Here is a 19,221-nt window from a genome sequence, read left to right as displayed (position 1 = left end):
TGGTGGCGCCGATCAGGCCGCCACCACGGAGACGCCCCGGGCCGGCGGGCTGAGCGACACCGCGTCGCCGATCTGCCACGACCGCTCCACGTCGGGCGAGACCACGAAGATCGCGCCCAGATCGGTCTGCACGGTCAGCTCGTAGAAGCTGCCCAGGTAGGCCAGCTTGGACACCACCCCACTCACCGCGCCCTCCCGCCCGGCCGGGCTGACGGTCCAGGCCTCGGGCCGGATCGCGGCCTTGATCGCCCCGGGCCGCACGGCGTGCAGAGCCCCGAGTTTCAAAGGCCCCACCTGCACCGTGCCGTCCTCCAGGGCCTGGCCCGGGAACAGCATGGCCTCGCCCATGAAGCCCGCCACGAACTCGCTCACGGGCCGCTCGTACAGGTCGGCCGGGCTGCCGGCCTGCGCGACCACGCCGTGGTCCATCACGATGATCTGATCGCTGACCGCCAGGGCTTCGCTCTGGTCGTGGGTCACGTAGGCCACGGTCAGGCCCAGGCGCTGCTGCAAGCTGCGAATCTCCTCGCGCATGCTGCGGCGCAGGCGCGCGTCCAGGTTGGACAGCGGCTCGTCGAACAGCAGCACGGCCGGCTCGATCACCAGCGCGCGCGCCAGCGCCACGCGCTGTTGCTGGCCGCCCGAGAGCTCGCTGGGCAGGCGCTGGTCCATGCCGACCAGGCCCACGGTGGCCAGCGCGGCGCGTGCGCGCTCGGCCGTTTCGGTGGTGGACACACCGCTCACGCTCAGGCCGTAGCTCACGTTCTGCAGCACGCTCATGTGCGGGAACAGCGCGTAGCTCTGGAACACCATGCTCACGTTGCGCTCGTTCGGCCCGAGCGAGGTCACGTCCTGGCCGTTGATGAGGATCTGCCCGCCGCTGGGCGTTTCCAGCCCGGCGATCATGCGCAGCGTGGTGGTCTTGCCGCAGCCCGAGGGGCCGAGGATGGTGGTCAGGCTGCCCTTGGGCACCACGAAGTCGATGCCTTTGACGATCAGGGGAGACGATGGGCCACCGTAGCGCTTGGTGACCTGGCGGAATTCGATGCCGGCGGTTGGTTTGGTCATGAAGGACTCCTGAAGAAGGGATCAGGCCGCGCGTGCGCGCCGGCCGAGTTTGCGTTCGCCCACCAGGCGCTGCACCAGCGCGGTGATGAGCGACATGAAGACGATCAGCACCGTGCAGTACGCCAGCGCCACGCCGTAGTCGCCATTGCCCACGCGGCCGATGATGTAGGTGGTGGACAGCTCGTATTTGGCCGACACCAGGAAGATCACCGCGGAGACGGTGGTCATCGACCGCACGAAGCTGTAGATCAGCGCAGCCGTGAGCGCCGGCTTGAGCAGGGGCAGCACCACCCGGCGCAGCGTGGTGAGCGTGCTGGCCCGCAGCATGAGCGAGGCCTCGTCGAGCGAGCGGTCGAGTTGCTTGAAGGCCGCCGTGCCGGCGCGCACACCCACCGGCAGGTTGCGAAACACGAAGCACAGCACGATGATCAACCCGGTGCCCGTGAGCTCCACCGGTGGCACGTTGAAAGCCATGATGTAGCTCACGCCCAGCACCGTGCCCGGGATCGCGAAGGTCAGCAGCGCGGCGAACTCGAAGGCCGATTTGCCGCGGAACTCGGTGCGCGCCAGCAGCCAGGCGATCAGCAGGCCGAGGAAGGCACACACGGGCGCGGCCATCGCCGCCAGCGAGGCGGTGGTGAACAGCGAGTTCCAGGCCGTGCCGGCCCAGACCAGCCCGTGTTCGCCCCATTGCAGATCGAAGGCCGCGCGGAAATGGTCCAGCGTGAGGGAATAGTCGCGGCCCCAGGTGCGCACGAAGCCGCCGGCGAACGCGAACAGGTACACGGTGACCGTGAACAGCAGCCACGGGCCGGCCACGCCCAGGCACATCCAGCGCACGCCGCGCGGCAGCGGCATGGCCATGCCCGCATCGCCCTTGCCGGTGACGGTGGTGAAACTGGTCTTGCCCAGCAAGGCGCGCTGCAGGAAAAACACCGCCAGCGCAAAGACCGTGAGGATGAGCGCCAGCGCGGCGGCCATGCCCGGGTCCAGCGAGGCGCCCACGATGGCGAAGAAGATCTCGGTGGAGAGCACCGCGTACTGCCCGCCCAGGATGATGGGGTTGCCGAAGTCGGCCATGCTCTCGATGAACCCGACCAGGAAGGCGTTGGCCAGGCCGGGCTTGAGCAGCGGCAGCGTCACCGTCAGAAAGGTGCGGACCCGGTTGGCGCGCAGCGTCTGCGCGGCCTCTTCCAGCGACGGGCTCACGCCTTGCACCACGCCGCGCATGATCATGAAGGCGATCGGCGTGAAGGCGAACATCTGCGCCAGCCAGACGCCGAAGACGCCGTAGAACCAGCGCGAGGGCGGGATGCCGAAGGCCCATTCCATGAACTGGTTGTAGAGCCCCGCGCGACCGAACAGCAGGATCAGCCCCAGCCCGACCACGAAGGGCGGCGTGATGATGGGCAGCATGGCCAGTGCGTTGAGCGGGCGCGCCAGGCGCGTGCCGCCGCGCTCGGCCCACAGCGCCATGAGCGTGCCCATGAAAGTGGTTCCGGCGGCGGTGAGCAGCGCCAGATACAGGGTGTTCCAGGCCACGCCGCAACGGGTGCCGCCGCCCACGCAGCCCAGGCCCCAGATGCGCTCCGTTCCCAGGCGCTGCCACAGCGCGGCCGGGGAAAACTCACCCATGTCGTCGTACAGACCCGTGACCAGCGAGCGCAGCACCGGGTAGACCACGAACAGGGCCAGCAGCGCCACGCAGCCCACCACCGAGGACGCCACGAACACGTCGGAGCGAAAGTAGCCCAGCCGCGCAATGCCCGAGCCCAGCAGCGCCACCAGCGACGCCAGCACGATGAAACCGCCCCAGCCCATGCCGAACTGGCCGCGCTCCAACGGTCCGAACAGGGCTTCGAGCGACTCGAACGACCAGCCCGGCGCGCCGATGGCAAAGCCGCTGGCCAGCAAGCCGATCAGGCCCAGGCTCGCGCCGCCCACCAGCAGCCGCCCCTGCCCCCGCCCGGCAGGCAGCAGCAAGCCGCTGGACGCCAGCAGCAGACCGGCGATGCCCACCCACAGCCACGGCCGGCCGTGCCGCGCGGCCTGCACCAGGCCACTGGCCGTGGTGTCGTCTCCCCAGACCCCGGCCAGGGCGGCCAGCAGCGAGTGCTGCTGCAGGAAATACCAGGGCAGCACGGCGTAGGCCGCGAACCCCAACAGAGCCCAGGCGGCGATGGCGCGCCCGGACCGCAAAACAGAAACGGTCATGGTGAATTCCGTGATGTATCAGGCTGGGCGATGCACCGTCGCCCGGCGGTCCTCCCGGTGCCCGCAGGTGGCTCCGGGAGGAAGGACGGCGGCGCTCAGCGCGGCAGGCTGTTGACGTCTTTTTCCCAGCGCAGGATCAGGCGGCGGCGCTCGGCGGTCTGGCCGTATTTGGCGTAGTCGTAGTCGATCATCTTGATCTTGCGGAAGTCGGGCACGCGCGGATCGACCTTGGTTTCCTTGTTGGACGGCAACTGGAACTGCAGCGTGGCCGCACCCAGCGCCTGGGCCGCCGGCGTGAGCGCCCATTCGTAGAACTTCTTGGCCGCGTCCAGGTTGCGCGCGCCCTTGATGATCGACATGGAGCCGATCTCGGCGCCGGTGCCATCGGCGGGCGTGATGGTCTCCAGCGGGAAACCATTGGCCTTCTCACCCGGGCCGTCGTGCACGAAGCTGATCGACACGGTGGCCTCGCCACGCGCCACGGCCTTGATCGGGCCCGTGCCCGAGCGGGTGTAGGTGCCGATGTTGCCGTGCAGTCTCTTCAGGTATTCAAACGCCTGCTCTTCGCCCATCAGCTGCACCAGGGTCGCGATCATGGTGTAGGCCGTGCCGCTGGAGGCCGGGTTGGCCGACTGGATCTCGCCCTTGTATTCGGGCTTGAGCAGGTCGGCCCAGGTCTTGGGCACGGCCAGCTTCTTCTTGGCCAGCAGTTCGGTGTTGTAGCCAAAGCCGAGCGGGCCGGAGTAGATGCCCACGGTCTTGTAGCCCGACTGCGCGGCCTGCTTCTGCGCCCAGTCGTGCAGCTTGGGCAGCGTGGGCGACTTGTAGGCCAGGGTGAGGTTCTGCTCGGCGGCCTGCAGGTGCGGGTCGCCGGTGCCGCCGAACCACACGTCGGTCTTGGGGTTGGCGCGTTCGGCCAGGATCTGGGCAATCGCCTCGCCCGAACCCTTGAGCGTCATGTTGACCTTCACGCCCTGGCTCTTCTCGAAGGTCACGGCGAGCATGTTGCACCACGCGGCCTGGGCCGAGCAGATCAGGTTGAATTCGCTGCTCTGGGCCTGCGCGGGCAGCATCTGGGCCAGCAACAGGGGGGCGGCGAGCCAGAGTTTCTTTGTCATCGTTTGTCTCCTGGGAAAGGACCGACAGCGGTCCGGGGGTTCAAGGGTCGGAAAGTCAAAAAAGGTCAAAAAGGGGCCGCGTGAGGCGCGGCGGGGTGCGCCATCTCAAGGGCCCTGCGGCGCGGCGACCTCGCCGCCCAGCAGCACGCTCACTCCAGGGCCATCGAGGAACAGGCTCACCGGCGCCTGCAGCTGCAGCCCCTGGCGCTCGTGCAGGGTGTTCACCTGAAGCTCGCCCAGTGCGGTGAGCACCCGGTACTGGGTGAGCCGCCCTTCAAACGCGCGGGCCACCACCTTGCCGGCCAGGCCGGCACCGCTGGCGGGCGCGATGCGCCAGGCCTCGGGCCGGACCACCAGGCGCAGAGGCCCCTGGCGCCGCGTCAGGCCCGGCGCCAGACACAAGGGCCCCAGATGCACGCGGCCCTGGGCGTCGGCCTCGGCGTCAAAGACCGCGGCATCGCCCATGAACCCGGCCACGAACTCGGAACCGGGTTGTTCGTACACCTCGCGCGGGCTGCCCACCTGCAGCACCTGGCCCTCGCGCAGCACCACGACCTGGTCGCTCACGGCCATGGCCTCGTCCTGGTCGTGCGTCACATAGATCACGGTCAGGCCCAGGCGCTGCTGCAGACCGCGGATGTCCTCACGGATATGGCGGCGCAGCCCGGCGTCCAGGTTCGACAGGGGTTCGTCCAGCAGCAGCACCTCGGGCTGCAACACCAGCGCGCGCGCCAGTGCCACGCGCTGCTGCTGCCCGCCCGAGAGCGAAGCGGTGCTGCGCGAGGCGAGCGACGCCATGCCGACCAGCGCCAGCGCCTCGTGCACGCGCGCATCGTCGTCCTGCTTGCGGTGGGCGCCGGCCTGCATGCGCAGCCCGTAGCCCACGTTCTGCCGCACGTCGAGGTGGGGAAACAGCGCGTAGCTCTGGAACACCATGCTGATCGGGCGCTGGTCGGGGCCGGCCTGCGTGAAGTCGCGCCCGCCGATCAGGATGCGCCCGCCGCTCGGCTGCTCCAGCCCGGCCACCAGCCGCAGCAAGGTGGTCTTGCCGCAGCCCGAGGGCCCGAGCAGCGTGGTCAACTGGCGCCGCGCAAAGCGCAGGTGCACGCCTTTGAGGGCGTGCGTGCCGTCGGCGAAGGTCTTGTCCACCGCCACCAGTTGCACCGCGTCGTTCATGGTTGCCGGTCCCAGGCCACGGGCAGCGGCACGGTCGGATGCGCCGGCACGGGCCCGGTTACCGCCGCCGGTGCATGCGGCCAGCGCACCACCGCGTCCACGCCGATCACCTGCCCGTCCTGCACCCGGTTGAACAGCTCCACCTCGGCCTGCATCGATTGCGCGATCTGCCGGCAGATCGACAGGCCCAGGCCGATGCCCGTGCCCCCGGCCGCCGACTGGAACGGCTCGAACAGGCGCGCGCGCAGGGTTTCGTCGATGCCGCCCCCGTGGTCCCACACCAGCAACTCCGTCTGGCCCGGCAACACGCGCAGCACCATGCCCATGGCCGAACCCTTGCCCGAGTGGTGAATGGCGTTGGACATCAGGTTGCGCAGCAACTCGCCGGCCAGCCAGGGATCGGTGCGCAGGTTCACCGGCACCGACTCCAGCGAAAAGTCCAGCCGCTTGCGCGCCAGCAGTGGCGCGAACTCCAGGCAGACCTCGCGCGCCACGGCCTCCAGGTCCACGTCCTGCCAGTGGGCGTTGGCCACCAGCTGATCCACCTTGGCCTGCGACAGCAGCTGGTTGACCAGTTGGCTGGAGCGGTCCACCGTGGCCAGCATCTTGGGCAGCGTCTCGCGCACCTCCAGCTGCCCCGAGAGGGCGCCCTGCAACTGCGTGCGCAGCACGGCGAAGGGGGTGCGCAGCTGGTGCGAAGCATCGGCCAGGAAGCGGCGCTGCTGGTCGACCGCGTCGCGCTGCTGCTGCAGCAGCCGGTGCACCACCTCGGTGACCGGCTGCAGTTCCCGCGGCGACGCTTGGTCGTCCACCGAGGACGTCTGGCCCTGCAGATGGTCGCCGAGCTGGCGTATGGGGGCCATGGCGCGCCCCACCAGCCAGGCGAACACCAGCAGCGTCAGGCCGATGCGGACGAGCGAGCCAAGCAACGGAGCCGCAGACCCGTCGCCCCACACCAGCCACTGCAGGCCTTCGATCAGCACCAGCACCAACGCCAGCCCGCCGATCAAAAAACCCTGGATCGAGCCCGAGGGCACGATGCGCAAACGGCGGCGCCAGCCGCGCCCACCGGTGGGTTTCACGGCGGGTCCGTCGGGTGTGGATGGAGGCACGGGGCTGGGCATCGGTCCGGCCTCAGGCGCTGGCAGCGCCATCGCTGGCGGCTTCGTCGACGAGGAAATAGCCCAGGCCCCGCAGCGTGATGAGTGCCGCGCCGGAGCCCTGTATGCGCTTGCGCAGCCGGTGCACCAGCACCTCCACGGCATCGGGGCTGACCGGGACATCGTGGCCGAACACCGCGCGGTGCAGGTCTTCCTTGGCCACCGCCTGGCCCGGGCGCGACATCAGCGCCTTGAGCAGGGCAAATTCGCGGCCCGAGATGTCCAGCGGCAACGCCCCGCGAAACACCAGGCCGGAACCCGGTTCGATGCGCAACGTGGCGCACCGCAACTCTTCCACGCCGTGGCTGCGCCGCACCAGGGCCTTGAGCCGCGCCGCCAGTTCCTCGACATCAAAGGGTTTGCTGAGGTAGTCGTCCGCGCCGGCCTCCAGCCCCTGCACCCGTTCACCCACGGCCCCGCGGGCGGTCACCACCAGAACCGGGACGGAGCCATTGCCATCGCGCAGCCGCTGCAGCAGTTCGAGCCCGTCGATGCCGGGCAGACCGAGATCGAGGATCACGGCATCAAAGCTGTGGCGCCGCGCGAAGGCCAGCCCCTCCAGCCCGTTGGAGCAGCACACCACCTGAAAACCGCGGGACGACAGCACCCTGCTGAGCGCCACGCACAGCTCCAGATCGTCTTCAACCAAGAGGACATTCATGTCCGGGGAATCTCCAGGTTCATCGTGAAAGAAGGCCAGGCCACCGGGCCGCGCCCTGGGGGAGTCGTGGGGGTTTCGTCCGCCAGGCACGCACCTCGTGCCATGGAGAAGATGGTCCCGCAGGCCGGCCTGTGTGTCATCGTGTTATTCCCGCACGGGGATTGAAAGAAACCTGAAATCTAACGCCCGCGCCGCCCGGGACCGGGCCCGATACCAACCCTGCGTGGCCGACTTTCAAGAAGCTTGCGCCATTGCTCCGTGCTTGTCCGCTGCCGACGCAGGGCCCGGGTGGGCAGCATGGCGTCGGCGGTGTTCCGGTGCATCCGGCACCCGCTGACCCGACGCGACAACCGTCGTCCGGGCCACCCCCACCCTTCCTATGGAGTCCCCCTTGAAACGAACCCTGATCGCTCTGGCCGCTGTGGCCGCTTGTGGCGCCACCATGGCGCAATCTTCCGTCTCGGTGTATGGCCGTGTCGACCTCTCGCTGGGCAACCTCAAAGAGCTGGACAAGGGCAGCCAGAGCCGCATGATCGACGGCAACCTGACCTCCACCCGCCTGGGCTTTCGCGGCACCGAAGATCTTGGTGGCGGCCTCAAGGCCAGCTTCAAGATGGAACACCGCTTCGACGCCGACACCGGCGCGTCGGAGGATCCGTTCTGGAAGGGCGAGTCCACCCTGAGTCTCTCGGGCGGTTTCGGCGAGCTCAAGCTCGGCCGCAGCTCGACGATCTACGACGAAGTGCGCGGCCTGTCGGCCAGCAGCAGCGTGTTCGACTCGGCCTTCACGCCCTCTTCCAACGGCGTGTTCGGCTCGGGTGGCGACTACAGCAGCCGCTTCAACAACAAGATCACCTATGTGTTGCCAGCCATGGGCAACCTCTACGGCGGCGTCGAGTACGCGCTGGACGAAGACCCCGACGCCAAGGCCGACATGATCGGCGCCAAACTGGGCTACAAGAGCGGGCCGCTGAACCTGGCCATGGGCCTGCAGCAGGAAAAAGGCAAGGACAACGACTACATGATGGTCGCCGCCGCCTACGACTTCGGCGTGGCCAGCGTCTCGGGCGGCTACAACGTCCGCAACGGCAACGCCGCCACGGGCGACGACAACGAGTTCACCGTGGGCGTCACCGTGCCTCTGGGCGCGCTCCAGCTCTCGGCCGGCTTCGCCACCGGCAAGACCGAAAAGGCCGGCGCCACCTCGTCCAAAGCCTCGGGCTTTGGCCTGGGGGCAACCTATGCCCTGTCCAAGCGCACCAAGCTCTATGGCGGCCTGCGTTCACACAACGTGAAGGACGGCAGCGGGACCAAGACCGCCGACACCCGCCTGTTCGCCGTGGGTGTGCGCCACGACTTCTGACGCCGAAACGCCGCGTGCGGCGCACGCGGCATGTGTTTTCTTGACTGTGCTCCGAGGGTCACGCGGGGCGATGCCCATCAGAGGCGCGTGATTTTTTGCGGTTCCAGCGCATGCCGGAACCGCTTTTTTTTTTGCCAACCTCAGGCCCGGCGGTGCCAGGCCAGCACGCGCGGCGTGATCAGCACCAGGGCCACCACGGCCAGCAGCGTGGCCGACATCGGGCGCTGGAAGAACACCGTCCAGCTGCCCTCGCCGATGGACATGGCGTTGCGGAACTGCGCCTCGGCCAGCGGGCCCAGGATCAGGCCCACGATCACCGGCGCGGTCGGGAAGTCAAAGCGCCGCAGAGCCACGCCCAACAGCGCCAGGCCGTACATGACGAACAGGTCGAACGAGCTCTGGCGCATGCCGTACACACCCACCGTGGCGAAGATCAGGATGCCGGCGTACAGCGGCGCCTTCGGGATCTTCAGCAGCTTGACCCACAGGCCCACCATGGGCAGGTTCAGCACCAGCAGCATCACGTTGCCGATGTAGAGCGAGGCGATCAGCGCCCAGACCAGGGCCGACGAGGTCTGGAACAGCTGCGGCCCGGCGTTGATGCCGTAGTTCTGCAGTGCGCTCAGCAGGATGGCCGCCGTCACCGAGGTGGGAATGCCCAGCGTGAGCAGCGGCACCAGGGTGGCCGTCACGGCCGCGTTGTTGGCGGCCTCGGGGCCGGCCACCCCTTCGATCGCGCCGGTGGTGCCGAATTCCTTCTTGTATTCAGGGTCGGCCAGCTTGCGCTCGGTGGCGTAGCTCAGGAAGGTCGGGATTTCGGAGCCGCCGGCGGGGATGGTGCCGAAGGGGAAGCCGATGAAGGTGCCGCGCAGCCAGGCGGGCCAGGAACGGCGCCACTCGGTCTTCGTCATGTGCGCCCGGTTCATCTTGTTCATGCTGGCTTCGCTCTTGCCTTCGTAGAGCGCGTTGTAGAGCGCCTCCGTGACCGCGAACAGGCCCACGGCCACCAGCACCACTTCCACGCCGTCGATGAATTCGATGACACCACCCGTGTAGCGCACCTGGCCGGTGATCTGGTCCATGCCCACCAGGCCCAGCGCCAGGCCCAGGAACAGCGCCGTCATGCCACGCAGCGAGCTTTGCCCCAGCACGGCGCTCACGGTGGTGAAGGCCAGCAGCATCAGGCAGAAATACTCGGGGGGCCCGAGCTTCACGGCGAACTCGGCCAGGAAGGGCGCGAACAGCGTCACCAGCACGGTGGCGATGGAGCCCGCCACGAACGAGCCGATGGCCGAGGTGGCCAGCGCCGCACCGGCACGCCCGCTCTTGGCCATCTTGAAGCCTTCGAGCGCGGTCACCATGGTGCCGGTCTCGCCCGGGGTGTTGAGCAGGATGGAGGTGGTCGAGCCACCGTACATGGCGCCGTAATAGATACCGGCGAAGAAGATCATCGACGCGGTGGGCTCCACCTGGCCGGTGATGGGCAGCAGCATGGCCACCGTGACCGCCGGGCCCAGGCCGGGCAGCACGCCTATGGCGGTGCCCAAGGCGCAGCCGGCCAGCGCCCACAGCAGGTTGATGGGGGTGCCCGCGGTGGCAAAGCCACCCATGAGGTTGTTCCAGAGTTCAAGCATGGTGAATTCCTTTCGGACCCGTCGCGGAGATCACAGCCAGCCGGTGCCCGTGAGGCCCGGCAGGTTGACGGCGAGGAATTTGGTGAACAGCCAGAAGGTGGGCGTGGAGATCAGCATGCCGATCACCACGTCTTTCACCGTCTGCATGGCGTTGCCGCCGGGCTTGCCTTCGCTGATGCGCAGGCCGCGCACGGCCAGCGTGAAACACAGCGCGCAGCTGAGCACGAAGCCGACGGTGGTGATGAGCGCCGCATTGCCCAGAATGCCGGCCGACACCCAGGCCATGGCGTGCCAGTCGCCGCGGGCCGCGCCCGAGGGCTCTTCCATGTTGCGGTAGCCGCCGGCGCGCACCTCCCGGATGAGCAGCACGCCGCACAGCCCCATGGCGGCCGACACCAACCAAGGCAGGAAATCGGGGCCCACACCCGCGTAACCCGCGCCCGACGGAATGTTGGCCGCGCCGTAGGCGAGCGCGACGGCCAGCAACACGGCGGCAATGCCCAGGGCCAACTGGCCGGGGCGGTGATCGGGGCGTTGCGGGTCCTGGGGCACCGGGGCCCCTGGGTTGGTGGTTTGCATGTGCGTCTCCTGTCTGGAAATCAACGCGGCCGCGACGCGAACGCCGCAGCCGCCATGTTCGGTGCGATCGGGACCGGTGCTTACACCATGCCGGCGCGCACCATGGTGGCCCGCAGCGCGGAGAAGTCGCGGTCCACGAACTCGTCAAAGGCCTTGCCCGTGAGCAGCGCGGGCGTCCAGTTGTTCTTCTTCAGCGCTTCGGCCCAGGCCTTGCTCTTGGTGGCCTTGACGATCATCTCGGTGAGCGCGTCGCGCTGCGCCGGCGTGATGTCCGGTGCGCCGTACACGCCGCGCCAGTTGCCGATCTCCACGTCGATGCCCTGCTCCTTGAGCGTGGGCACGTTGATGCCCGCCACGCGCTGGCCCGAGGTGATGCCCACGGCCTTCATCTTGCCGCTGTCGATGTATTGCTGGAATTCGCTGTAGCCGCTGCCGCCCACCGTGACGTTGCCGCCCAAGATGGCCGCCGTGGCCTCACCACCCCCACGGAAGGGCACGTAGTTGATCTTGGCCGCGGGCACGCCCACCGACTGCGCGATCTGCGCGGCCGCGATGTGTTCGGTGGAGCCGCGCGAGCCGCCGCCCCATTTGACGCTGCCGGGGTCTTTCTTGAGCTGTTCGACCACGTCTTTCATGCTCTTGAAGGGCGAGTTGGCCGGCAGCACGAACACGTTGTATTCGGTGGTCAGGCGTGCGATGGGCGTGAGCTGGGTGATCGACACCGGGGGTTTGCCGGTGATCAGGCCGCCGAGCATGACCGCGCCCATGACCATGAGGGCGTTGGGGTCGCCCTTGCTGGCGTTGTAGAACTGGGCCAGGCCGATGGCGCCGGCCGCGCCGCCCTTGTTCTCGAAGGTGACCGAGGAAGCCACGCCGGCGTCGCGCAGGGCTTCGCCCAGGGCGCGGCCGGTGCCGTCCCAGCCACCGCCCGGGTTGGCGGGGATCATCATCTTGATGTTGGCGTTGGCCCAGGCCAGGTTGGGCAGGGCTCCAGCGGCGGCCATGGCGGCCAGGGACTTCAGGAAGGTGTCGCGACGCATGCTTGTCTCCTTGTTGAATGCAGGACCCACGTATGTTCCTTGCTGGCGCTGTCAATCGGCTGTCGATTCCCCTAGGGCAAACCCTAGGCAGCAGAGGAAGGCATGAGCCCCCACGCTCCGCCGCTGCGCGGGTCGCTGCCCCCCGGAGGGGGCTGATCCGCCTTGGGGCGGCCCGGCGGCGAGTCTGTGACCCCCACGCTCCACCGCTTCGCGGGTCGCTACCCCCCGAGGGGGCTGATCCGCCTTGGGGCGGCCCGGCGGCGGATCGTTTGCGGCCCGCGCTGCGTGGCCCCTCACGGCGGGCGACACGCGCTGATAATCGGCGCAGCATGAAACTGCTCCTGATCGAAGACAACCCCGCGATGCAGACCACGCTGCAGCGCAGTTTTGAACGCCGCGGCATCCAGGTGCTGACCTGTGGCGACGGTGATCGTGCCCTGGCGTTGTGGCAGGCCAGCCTGCCCGACGCCGTGCTGCTGGACCTGAGCCTGCCCGGCCGCGATGGCCTGCAGGTCCTGGGCGATGCACGTGCCGCCGGACTCACCACCCCGGTCATCATCCTCACCGCGCGCGGCACCGTGGGCGACCGCATCATCGGGCTGAACACGGGCGCCGACGACTACCTGCCCAAACCCTTTGACCTCGACGAGCTCGAAGCCCGCGTGCGGGCACTGGTGCGGCGCGCCGTCAGCAACGCGGACGCACCCTCGCCGTCCGGCGCCAAACCGGCCACCTGGTGCGGCATGCACGCCGACAAGGACAGCGGCGCGGTGTATTTCGAGGGCCAGCCGCTGGACCTTGCGCCCCGCGAGTTGGCCCTGCTGCGCGCCGTGCTGGGCCGGCCCGGCCATGCGATTGCCAAGGAACGCCTGTTCGAACTGGTGTTCCCGGGCGAGGGCCATGTGCAGCCCGAGGCCATCGAAGTCGTGGCCTACCGCCTGCGCAAGAAGATTGCCCACACCGGCGCGCAGCTGGTCACACTGCGCGGCCTGGGCTATCTGCTCAAGGCCACAGTATGAAGCTCACCCCCGCGGCGCTTCGCGCCACCCCCTCAAGGGGGCAACACCTGCGGCCCGGCAAAGCCGGTTCCGCGGTGTTCCCGGGTTGGTGCCGCTTCGTGCGAAGCGCGCCAGGATGAAGCACGCTGCCCCCCCACGTTCGGTGCTGCCCTCGCTGCGGCGCGTGCTGCTGCTGGGCATCCTGCTGCCGGTGTTCGGCTTCGTGCTGGTCAACACCGTGGTGCTCTACCGCCAGGCGCTGGCCGCGGCGGACACCGCCTACGACCGCACCTTGCTGGCCTCGGCCAAGTCGCTGAGCGAACAGCTGCAGGTCGCGGGCGAGGGTGACCGGGTGCGCGTGCAGTCCACCCTGCTCTACTCCGCGCTGGAGGCCTTCGAGGCCGACAACCGCAGCCGCATCTACTACCGCGTCAGCGGCTTCAACGGCGAGATGGTGTCGGGTTTTGACGACCTGCCCGCGGCACGGCTGCCCCTGCCCGAGCAAAAGATCTACGCCGCGCTGGTGCATTTCTACGACGACGAATACCGCGGGGACCCGGTGCGCATGGCGGTGCTGCTGCAGCCCGTGGCCGGCGTGGCCGGACAGGGCATGGCCACCATCCAGGTGGCCGAGACGCTGGAGCTGCGCCAGACGCTGGCGCGCCAGATCCTGATCGACACCCTGTGGCGGCAGGCCGTGCTGGTGATCGTGATCGTGCTGGTGGTGGTGGTGGTGGTGCAACGCGCCACGCGGCCGGTGCGCGCGCTCAGCCACGCCCTGGAAACCCGCAGCGAAAACGACCTCTCGCCCCTGCCCACCGGCAGCGCGCCGCGCGAGCTGCTGCCCCTGATCGAGGCCACCAACCAGCACATGCAACGCCTGGCCCAGCTGCTGGAACACCAGAAGCGTTTCGTGCGCGACACCTCGCACCAGCTGCGCACGCCGCTGGCCGTTCTCAAGACCCAGGTGCAGTCGGCCCGCCGCGGCGATGTGGCGCCGCAGCAGGCCCTGGAGGAAATCGGCCACACGGTGGAGCGCGCCACCGAACTCGCCAACCAGATGCTGGCGCTGGCCAAGGTGGAGCAGTTGCGTCAGGAGAAAGATGCGCCGCTGATCGACTGGGCCACCGTGGTGCGCACGGTGAGCCTGGACCTCTCGCCCCTGATCGCCGAGCGCTCGCTGGACTTCTCGCTCGACGTGCATGCCGCCCCGGTGCGCGCGCACGAATGGGCGCTGCGCGAACTCAGCCGCAACCTGCTGCACAACGCCATCAAGAACACCCCGCAAGGCTCCCGGCTCGCCGTCGCGCTCGTGACCGATGCACAGACCGCCGCACTCACCATCAGCGACAGCGGCCCGGGCATTTCCCCTACCCTGCGCGAGCGGCTGTTCCAACCCTTCGCCACCGACCAGCGGCCATCCACCGATGGCCTGGGCTCGGGGTCCGGCCTGGGGCTGGCCATCTGCCATGGCATCGTGCTCTCGCTGGGCGGCAGCATCGACCTGGTCAACCGGGAATCCCACGGCAAGGTTCAGGGGCTGGACGCCACGGTGCGCCTGCCCCTCGCCAGAACCTGAACACACCTCAGAGATCGCATGAAAGAACCCACGGCATCCGGCGACGGCAAGATCCGGCTCGACAAATGGCTCTGGGCTGCGCGCTTCTACAAGACGCGCAGCCTCAGTTGCGAAGAAATCGACAAGGGTCGCGTGCGCCTCAACGGCCAGCCGGTCAAACCTTCGCGCGACGTCAAGCCCGGCGACACCCTGGAAATTCGCACCGGCCCGGTCACACGGACCGTGGTGGTGCGCGCGCTCAGCGGCGTGCGTGGCCCGGCGCCGGTGGCCGCGCTGCTGTACGAAGAGACCGCTGAGTCGGTGACCCAGCGCCTGGCCGAGGCCGAACAGCGCCGGCTGGCACCCGAACCGGCGCAGAGCCTGAGCCAGGGCCGCCCCACCAAACGCGACCGGCGCCACATCGAAGACCTGCGAAGCCCCGAGCAGGGGGTGCCCTGGAACCAGCGCTGGAGCGCCTCACTGGACGACGAGAGTTGAGCCGCTGTAGAAGCGGTCAGCGTCCACGCTGCCGATGTCGCTGCTGCGCCAGAAACCGCTGACGAAAGTATCAGGCTGCGGCGAACAACGTCGCAACACCCCAGATGATCAGCAGCACACCGGCGCCGCGGCCGATCCAATGTCCGGCGGGGCTGAGTTTTTCAACCAGCACGAACATCGCGATGCCGGCAATCCAGGCCAGGTTCATCACACCGCCGACAAACAGCAGCAGCATCAACATCCAGCAGCAGCCGACACAGACGGTGCCATGGCGCAGACCCATCGCGAATGCGCCGCGCGTACCCGGGCGCCAGTGGGTCATGACGAAGTCGAGCGGCGAGCGGCAATGGCGCAGGCAGGCCTGCTTCAGCGGCGCCCACTGGTACAGCCCGGCGGCGATCAGCACCGCACCGGCGAGCACGCGGCTGCTGGTCTGCATCATTGGCGACAGCAGCGCAGTTTGCTCGAGCGCGTATTGCAGCGTCGTCGCCGCCAGGCTGAAGACGGCCCAGGTGGTGAGGTAACCCGCCGCGACGGCGCCCGAGGCTGCGGCCGGCGCGCCGCGTTCGCCCTGGCGCCGCGCCAGCGTTGCATGCAGCAGGATCATCGGCGCGGCGCTGGGCAGCATCATCGCGGCCATCATCACGGCCCACATCGCCAACACGAGCAGTGCATGGCCTGGCGTCCACGGCCCGCTGCTCATGGGCATCAGCATGTCGCCCATTTCCTCCATCATCCCGGCACCCGTGAGCAGGTAGGCCCAGGACAAAGCGATCACGAACAGCAGGCAGCCGACGACGAGGACGCGCTCGCGTCGCAGCGCCCCTTCGAGCAGCGTGCCTGCCGTCACGGCGGTGCCTTGCGTGCGTGAGCCTCAGGCCACCACGCCCTGCGGCGTCTGCACGACATGCGCCAGCGTGCTGTGCCCGCCCTGGGTTTCGAACTTGATGGCGCCGCTGCTGCGGATGTTCGAAGAAGCCACCTCGCCGACGCGGTGCTCGAAGCCCTCGGGCATCACGACCTGGATGCGGTGGTCGGCGCCGGTGACCGGGTTCTTGATCGGTTCGACCTCGCTCTCGAGCACGCCGGGGATCACCAGGCGCGCCTTTCGCGCGACCTCGTCGAACTCGAGCGTGATCGGCGCGAAGATCGGGTCGTGCATCTTGGTCACGATCAGGCTGCAGATGTGAAACAGCGTGCCTTCGGCCGAGTTCTGCCCCGACATGATGCTGAACAGCGCTTCGCGCTGGGCCGGGCTGGCGCGCTCGTCGATGATCGGCTGCAGCTGGCCGTTGCCTTCGTGCAGCGGGCCCGGGAAGGACACGACGGCGAAGAAGGTCACGCCGTCCAGGCTCGTGTTCTCGAAGTGTCCCTTGGTGATGCGCATGCCCAGGAAACCCATGCAATGACCCTGCGTCGGTCGGGCGTTGAAGTCGCATGGGCAGCCATAGGCGCAAGTGCAGTTCTTCAGCCATTCGCCTTCGAGGCGCCAGTTTGCGTATGCCATGTCTTGTCTCCTTGAAGTTGGGTCGTCACGGTGTCCGCAGGCAGCCGGGGCCGACGACATACCCCAGCGATTCATCCCACGCAGCCCTCTTGCGTAAAGCGCACCGTCGCGACGGCGCCGTACTTGTCGGCGTAGCTCGCCAGCAGGTCGTCGTCACGCCACCACCAGCGCCGGGCGTTGGTCATCAACCCACGCTTGAACTCGATGCCATGCGGCAGGTCTTCGGTCGGGCGGATCACCGTGCCGTCGGGGTAGCTCAGCAGTTCGCTGTCGGCCGCTCCGTAGCGGTCGATGACCACCCGCCCGCGGCCGTCGTTCAGCTCGAAATCGATGGCCGCCCGCTTGGCCGGCAGCCAGGTGGTCACCAGCTCGGCGCCGAAGAGGGCAAAGATGCCGCCGCCGGCCTTGCCCATGCCAATCTGCTCAAGGGCCTGCTGCTGCGCCGCCGTGGCCCGACTATCGACATACGCGCAGGCTGTGCCCTGGCCTTCCTCGACCCGGCCCGGAAACTTGTAGTACAGGGCAAACCGCGCGCCATCGAGTGAGACGTTGCCGAAGCGGCCGCTGCGGATGGCCCACGCCCCCCAGCCCATGCACCGACCCTCCGTCGGTCGGGCGTTGAAGTTGCAGGGGCAACCCCAGTCGCAGTTGCAAGCCGTGAAATAGTCAGCCTCAAAGTTCCATGCCTGCATGGTCCTTCCCCGCTGCTCGGTGGCCCGGGGTGATCCCAGGTCGGTCTCGGGCGGCACTCATAATAGTCCTTCGCCAGGCGAACATCAATCCAGTCGCCAACTCCCTGAGATCGGGCGCAGCGGACTCCTTCCATACCCGAGGCCTGCGTAGCTGCCGTAGCTCCGAGGGTGAATGGCTTTGATGTGAACCAACAAGGTGTCATCACCGATGTGGCGCCGCTTGTTGCCTTGGGCGCGCCGGACGAAGTACTGCTGATAGCCGCCAGGGCTAACACCCTGCACATCACACAGCACCGAAACCAGCCATGTCCTGCGGTGTCACTGGAGTGTGCCCCGAACATGCCCCGGAACGGGTTGGCGGCATATGGACGCAGCGGTAAAAAAAAGACCCCGCACTGCGGGGTCTTTAGGTGGTTCCACGGATCTTTTTGAAGAATCCTGAAACCCATCTGTGGCGGAGCGAGAGGGATTCGAACCCTCGATGAGGCTCTACACCCCATACTCCCTTAGCAGGGGAGCACCTTCGGCCACTCGGTCATCGCTCCGGAGCCTTCTATTATGCCTCAAGTTGCCGGGGCTCCCGTGGGTGAACCATGCAACTTCGGCCCCGATCAGCCAGCGAGGCTGTCGTCGGCGCGGTCCAGATCGAACTCGCGGTGCAAGGCACGCACGGCGAGCTCCATGTACTTCTCGTCGATCACGACCGATGTCTTGATTTCGGAGGTGGAGATCATCTGGATGTTGATGCCTTCGTCGCTCAGGCACCTGAACATGCGGCTGGCCACACCCACGTGGCTGCGCATGCCGATGCCGACGATGCTGACTTTGCAGATACGCGCATCGCCCACCACATCGGCGGCGCCGAGCTCGGGCACGACCTTGCTCTTGAGCAGGTCCATGGCCTTCTGGAATTCGCCGCGGTGCACCGTGAAGCTGAAGTCGGTCTTGCCGTCCTTGCTCAGGTTCTGGATGATCACGTCGACCTCGATGTTGGCGTCGGCCACCGCACCCAGGATCTGGTACGCGATGCCGGGCTTGTCGGGCACGCCGAGCACGGAGATCTTGGCTTCGTCGCGGTTGAAGGCAATGCCGGAAACGACGGCTTGTTCCATTTCTTCGTCTTCCTCAAAAGTGATCAGGGTGCCGGAGGCGGCTTCTTCATTCAGGTCGATGTCCCAGGGCGTGAAACTGGAGAGCACGCGCAGGGGCACCTTGTACTTGCCGGCGAATTCCACCGAGCGGATCTGCAGCACCTTGCTGCCCATGCTGGCCATCTCCAGCATTTCCTCGAAGCTCACACGCAAGAGGCGGCGCGCTTCGGGCACCACGCGCGGGTCGGTCGTGTACACGCCATCCACGTCGGTGTAGATCAGACACTCGGCGGCCTTGAGCGCCGCGGCCACGGCCACGGCCGAGGTGTCGCTGCCACCACGGCCCAGGGTGGTGATGTTGCCATCCGGGTCCACGCCCTGGAAGCCGGTCACGATGACCACCTTGCCCGCACTCAGGTCGGCGCGCACGCGAACGTCGTCGATCGACTCGATGCGTGCCTTGGTGTAGGCGCTGTTGGTCTTGATGGGAACCTGCCAGCCGGCATAGCTCACCGCCTCCAGGCCTTCGGCCTGCAAGGCAATGGCCAGCAGCGCCGAGGACGCCTGCTCGCCGGTGGCGGCCAGCATGTCGAGTTCGCGGCCGTAGGCGCTGTCGGTCTTGGCCGGGGCCAGTTCCTTGGCCAGGCCCAGCAGGCGGTTGGTCTCGCCGCTCATGGCGCTGGGCACCACCACCATCTGGTGGCCGGCCTTGTGCCACTTGGCCACGCGCCGGGCCACGTTACGGATGCGCTCGGTGGACCCCATGGAGGTGCCGCCGTACTTGTGAACAATCAAAGCCATCGGGTTGTGTGTATCTGTTGGAAGTCGGTGTGACCCGCAGCGGCCACGTGTTCTGTCGAGCCG

General features: G+C 67.9%; 17 protein-coding genes and 1 tRNA gene. 4 read left to right on the top strand and 14 right to left on the bottom strand.

Annotated elements, in window-relative coordinates; all coding sequences use genetic code 11:
• Positions 1–12: 12 nt before the first annotated feature.
• From AC07YZ_RS09115 to AC07YZ_RS09090, 6 genes are all read right to left on the bottom strand, one after another.
• Positions 13–1,068, bottom strand: a complete 1,056-nt coding sequence (locus tag AC07YZ_RS09115) for an ABC transporter ATP-binding protein (protein ID WP_226493486.1) — start codon at positions 1,066–1,068, stop codon at positions 13–15.
• A gap of 21 nt (positions 1,069–1,089) precedes the next feature.
• Positions 1,090–3,282, bottom strand: a complete 2,193-nt coding sequence (locus AC07YZ_RS09110; protein WP_494794513.1) for an ABC transporter permease — start codon at positions 3,280–3,282, stop codon at positions 1,090–1,092.
• Between the two features lie 95 nt (positions 3,283–3,377).
• Complete coding sequence (locus tag AC07YZ_RS09105) at positions 3,378–4,400, bottom strand: ABC transporter substrate-binding protein (protein ID WP_494794512.1); 1,023 nt, start codon at positions 4,398–4,400, stop codon at positions 3,378–3,380.
• Positions 4,401–4,505: 105 nt separating this feature from the next.
• A complete protein-coding gene (locus AC07YZ_RS09100; protein WP_226493489.1) occupies positions 4,506–5,576 on the bottom strand; it encodes an ABC transporter ATP-binding protein in 1,071 nt (356 codons plus the stop codon).
• Positions 5,573–6,658 carry a sensor histidine kinase gene (locus tag AC07YZ_RS09095; RefSeq protein WP_494794511.1) on the bottom strand — a complete coding sequence of 362 codons (1,086 nt, stop codon included), beginning with the start codon at positions 6,656–6,658 and terminating at the stop codon, positions 5,573–5,575. Before AC07YZ_RS09095 ends, AC07YZ_RS09100 begins: the two co-directional genes overlap by 4 nt.
• Before the next feature lie 52 nt (positions 6,659–6,710).
• Positions 6,711–7,397: a response regulator transcription factor gene (locus tag AC07YZ_RS09090; protein WP_226493491.1), complete on the bottom strand. Its 687-nt coding sequence runs from the start codon at positions 7,395–7,397 to the stop codon at positions 6,711–6,713.
• A 391-nt stretch (positions 7,398–7,788) separates the two neighbouring features.
• Between AC07YZ_RS09090 and AC07YZ_RS09085 the strand changes: the two genes are divergently transcribed.
• The gene (locus AC07YZ_RS09085) at positions 7,789–8,760 is read left to right on the top strand and encodes a porin (protein WP_494794510.1); all 972 of its coding nucleotides are present in this window, start codon (positions 7,789–7,791) and stop codon (positions 8,758–8,760) included.
• 140 nt (positions 8,761–8,900) lie between these two features.
• On the opposite strand, the gene AC07YZ_RS09080 is transcribed toward AC07YZ_RS09085, so the two are convergent.
• The 3 genes from AC07YZ_RS09080 to AC07YZ_RS09070 all read right to left on the bottom strand — a co-directional run bounded on the left by AC07YZ_RS09080 (position 8,901) and on the right by AC07YZ_RS09070 (position 12,013).
• Entirely contained in the window at positions 8,901–10,394 is a 1,494-nt protein-coding gene (locus AC07YZ_RS09080; protein ID WP_226493493.1) for a tripartite tricarboxylate transporter permease, read from the bottom strand.
• Positions 10,395–10,424: 30 nt separating this feature from the next.
• Positions 10,425–10,973: a tripartite tricarboxylate transporter TctB family protein gene (locus AC07YZ_RS09075; RefSeq protein ID WP_226493494.1), complete on the bottom strand. Its 549-nt coding sequence runs from the start codon at positions 10,971–10,973 to the stop codon at positions 10,425–10,427.
• Positions 10,974–11,053: 80 nt separating this feature from the next.
• The gene (locus tag AC07YZ_RS09070) at positions 11,054–12,013 is read right to left on the bottom strand and encodes a Bug family tripartite tricarboxylate transporter substrate binding protein (protein WP_226491669.1); all 960 of its coding nucleotides are present in this window, start codon (positions 12,011–12,013) and stop codon (positions 11,054–11,056) included.
• A gap of 329 nt (positions 12,014–12,342) precedes the next feature.
• Here AC07YZ_RS09070 and AC07YZ_RS09065 point away from each other — a divergent pair, with 329 nt between their 5' ends.
• The 3 genes from AC07YZ_RS09065 to AC07YZ_RS09055 all read left to right on the top strand — a co-directional run bounded on the left by AC07YZ_RS09065 (position 12,343) and on the right by AC07YZ_RS09055 (position 15,067).
• Positions 12,343–13,032: a response regulator transcription factor gene (locus tag AC07YZ_RS09065; RefSeq protein ID WP_494794509.1), complete on the top strand. Its 690-nt coding sequence runs from the start codon at positions 12,343–12,345 to the stop codon at positions 13,030–13,032.
• 115 nt (positions 13,033–13,147) lie between these two features.
• A complete protein-coding gene (locus AC07YZ_RS09060) occupies positions 13,148–14,590 on the top strand; it encodes a sensor histidine kinase (RefSeq protein ID WP_494794508.1) in 1,443 nt (480 codons plus the stop codon).
• 18 nt (positions 14,591–14,608) lie between these two features.
• Positions 14,609–15,067: an RNA-binding S4 domain-containing protein gene (locus AC07YZ_RS09055; RefSeq protein ID WP_494794507.1), complete on the top strand. Its 459-nt coding sequence runs from the start codon at positions 14,609–14,611 to the stop codon at positions 15,065–15,067.
• Between the two features lie 70 nt (positions 15,068–15,137).
• Here AC07YZ_RS09055 and AC07YZ_RS09050 read toward each other — a convergent pair whose 3' ends face one another.
• The 5 genes from AC07YZ_RS09050 to AC07YZ_RS09030 all read right to left on the bottom strand — a co-directional run bounded on the left by AC07YZ_RS09050 (position 15,138) and on the right by AC07YZ_RS09030 (position 19,158).
• Entirely contained in the window at positions 15,138–15,917 is a 780-nt protein-coding gene (locus AC07YZ_RS09050) for a DUF2182 domain-containing protein (protein ID WP_494794506.1), read from the bottom strand.
• A 24-nt stretch (positions 15,918–15,941) separates the two neighbouring features.
• Positions 15,942–16,574, bottom strand: a complete 633-nt coding sequence (locus tag AC07YZ_RS09045; protein WP_226493499.1) for a DUF1326 domain-containing protein — start codon at positions 16,572–16,574, stop codon at positions 15,942–15,944.
• Positions 16,575–16,645: 71 nt separating this feature from the next.
• Positions 16,646–17,266, bottom strand: coding sequence for a DUF1326 domain-containing protein (locus AC07YZ_RS09040; protein ID WP_494794505.1), 621 nt, complete (start codon positions 17,264–17,266; stop codon positions 16,646–16,648).
• 452 nt (positions 17,267–17,718) lie between these two features.
• Positions 17,719–17,811: transfer RNA gene (locus AC07YZ_RS09035), tRNA-Ser, on the bottom strand.
• A 66-nt stretch (positions 17,812–17,877) separates the two neighbouring features.
• Positions 17,878–19,158, bottom strand: coding sequence for an aspartate kinase (locus tag AC07YZ_RS09030; protein ID WP_226493501.1), 1,281 nt, complete (start codon positions 19,156–19,158; stop codon positions 17,878–17,880).
• Positions 19,159–19,221 lie beyond the last annotated feature (63 nt).

Source organism: Hydrogenophaga sp. GW101-3F08, assembly GCF_059424585.1.
The sequence above is the reverse complement of the archived record's forward strand: the minus strand, read 5'-3'. Positions and strand labels throughout refer to the sequence as shown.

What these genes read in the sequence shown, in the direction of transcription:
- AC07YZ_RS09055 (WP_494794507.1), top strand. Translation starts at nt 14,609, where the DNA reads ATGAAAGAACCCACGGCATCCGGCGACGGCAAGATCCGGCTCGACAAA.
- AC07YZ_RS09065 (WP_494794509.1), top strand. Translation starts at nt 12,343, where the DNA reads ATGAAACTGCTCCTGATCGAAGACAACCCCGCGATGCAGACCACGCTG.
- AC07YZ_RS09110 (WP_494794513.1), bottom strand. Translation starts at nt 3,282, where the DNA reads ATGACCGTTTCTGTTTTGCGGTCCGGGCGCGCCATCGCCGCCTGGGCT.
- AC07YZ_RS09030 (WP_226493501.1), bottom strand. Translation starts at nt 19,158, where the DNA reads ATGGCTTTGATTGTTCACAAGTACGGCGGCACCTCCATGGGGTCCACC.
- AC07YZ_RS09080 (WP_226493493.1), bottom strand. Translation starts at nt 10,394, where the DNA reads ATGCTTGAACTCTGGAACAACCTCATGGGTGGCTTTGCCACCGCGGGC.
- AC07YZ_RS09100 (WP_226493489.1), bottom strand. Translation starts at nt 5,576, where the DNA reads ATGAACGACGCGGTGCAACTGGTGGCGGTGGACAAGACCTTCGCCGAC.
- AC07YZ_RS09105 (WP_494794512.1), bottom strand. Translation starts at nt 4,400, where the DNA reads ATGACAAAGAAACTCTGGCTCGCCGCCCCCCTGTTGCTGGCCCAGATG.
- AC07YZ_RS09090 (WP_226493491.1), bottom strand. Translation starts at nt 7,397, where the DNA reads ATGAATGTCCTCTTGGTTGAAGACGATCTGGAGCTGTGCGTGGCGCTC.
- AC07YZ_RS09070 (WP_226491669.1), bottom strand. Translation starts at nt 12,013, where the DNA reads ATGCGTCGCGACACCTTCCTGAAGTCCCTGGCCGCCATGGCCGCCGCT.
- AC07YZ_RS09045 (WP_226493499.1), bottom strand. Translation starts at nt 16,574, where the DNA reads ATGGCATACGCAAACTGGCGCCTCGAAGGCGAATGGCTGAAGAACTGC.
- AC07YZ_RS09075 (WP_226493494.1), bottom strand. Translation starts at nt 10,973, where the DNA reads ATGCAAACCACCAACCCAGGGGCCCCGGTGCCCCAGGACCCGCAACGC.
- AC07YZ_RS09040 (WP_494794505.1), bottom strand. Translation starts at nt 17,266, where the DNA reads ATGCAGGCATGGAACTTTGAGGCTGACTATTTCACGGCTTGCAACTGC.
- AC07YZ_RS09060 (WP_494794508.1), top strand. Translation starts at nt 13,148, where the DNA reads ATGAAGCACGCTGCCCCCCCACGTTCGGTGCTGCCCTCGCTGCGGCGC.
- AC07YZ_RS09115 (WP_226493486.1), bottom strand. Translation starts at nt 1,068, where the DNA reads ATGACCAAACCAACCGCCGGCATCGAATTCCGCCAGGTCACCAAGCGC.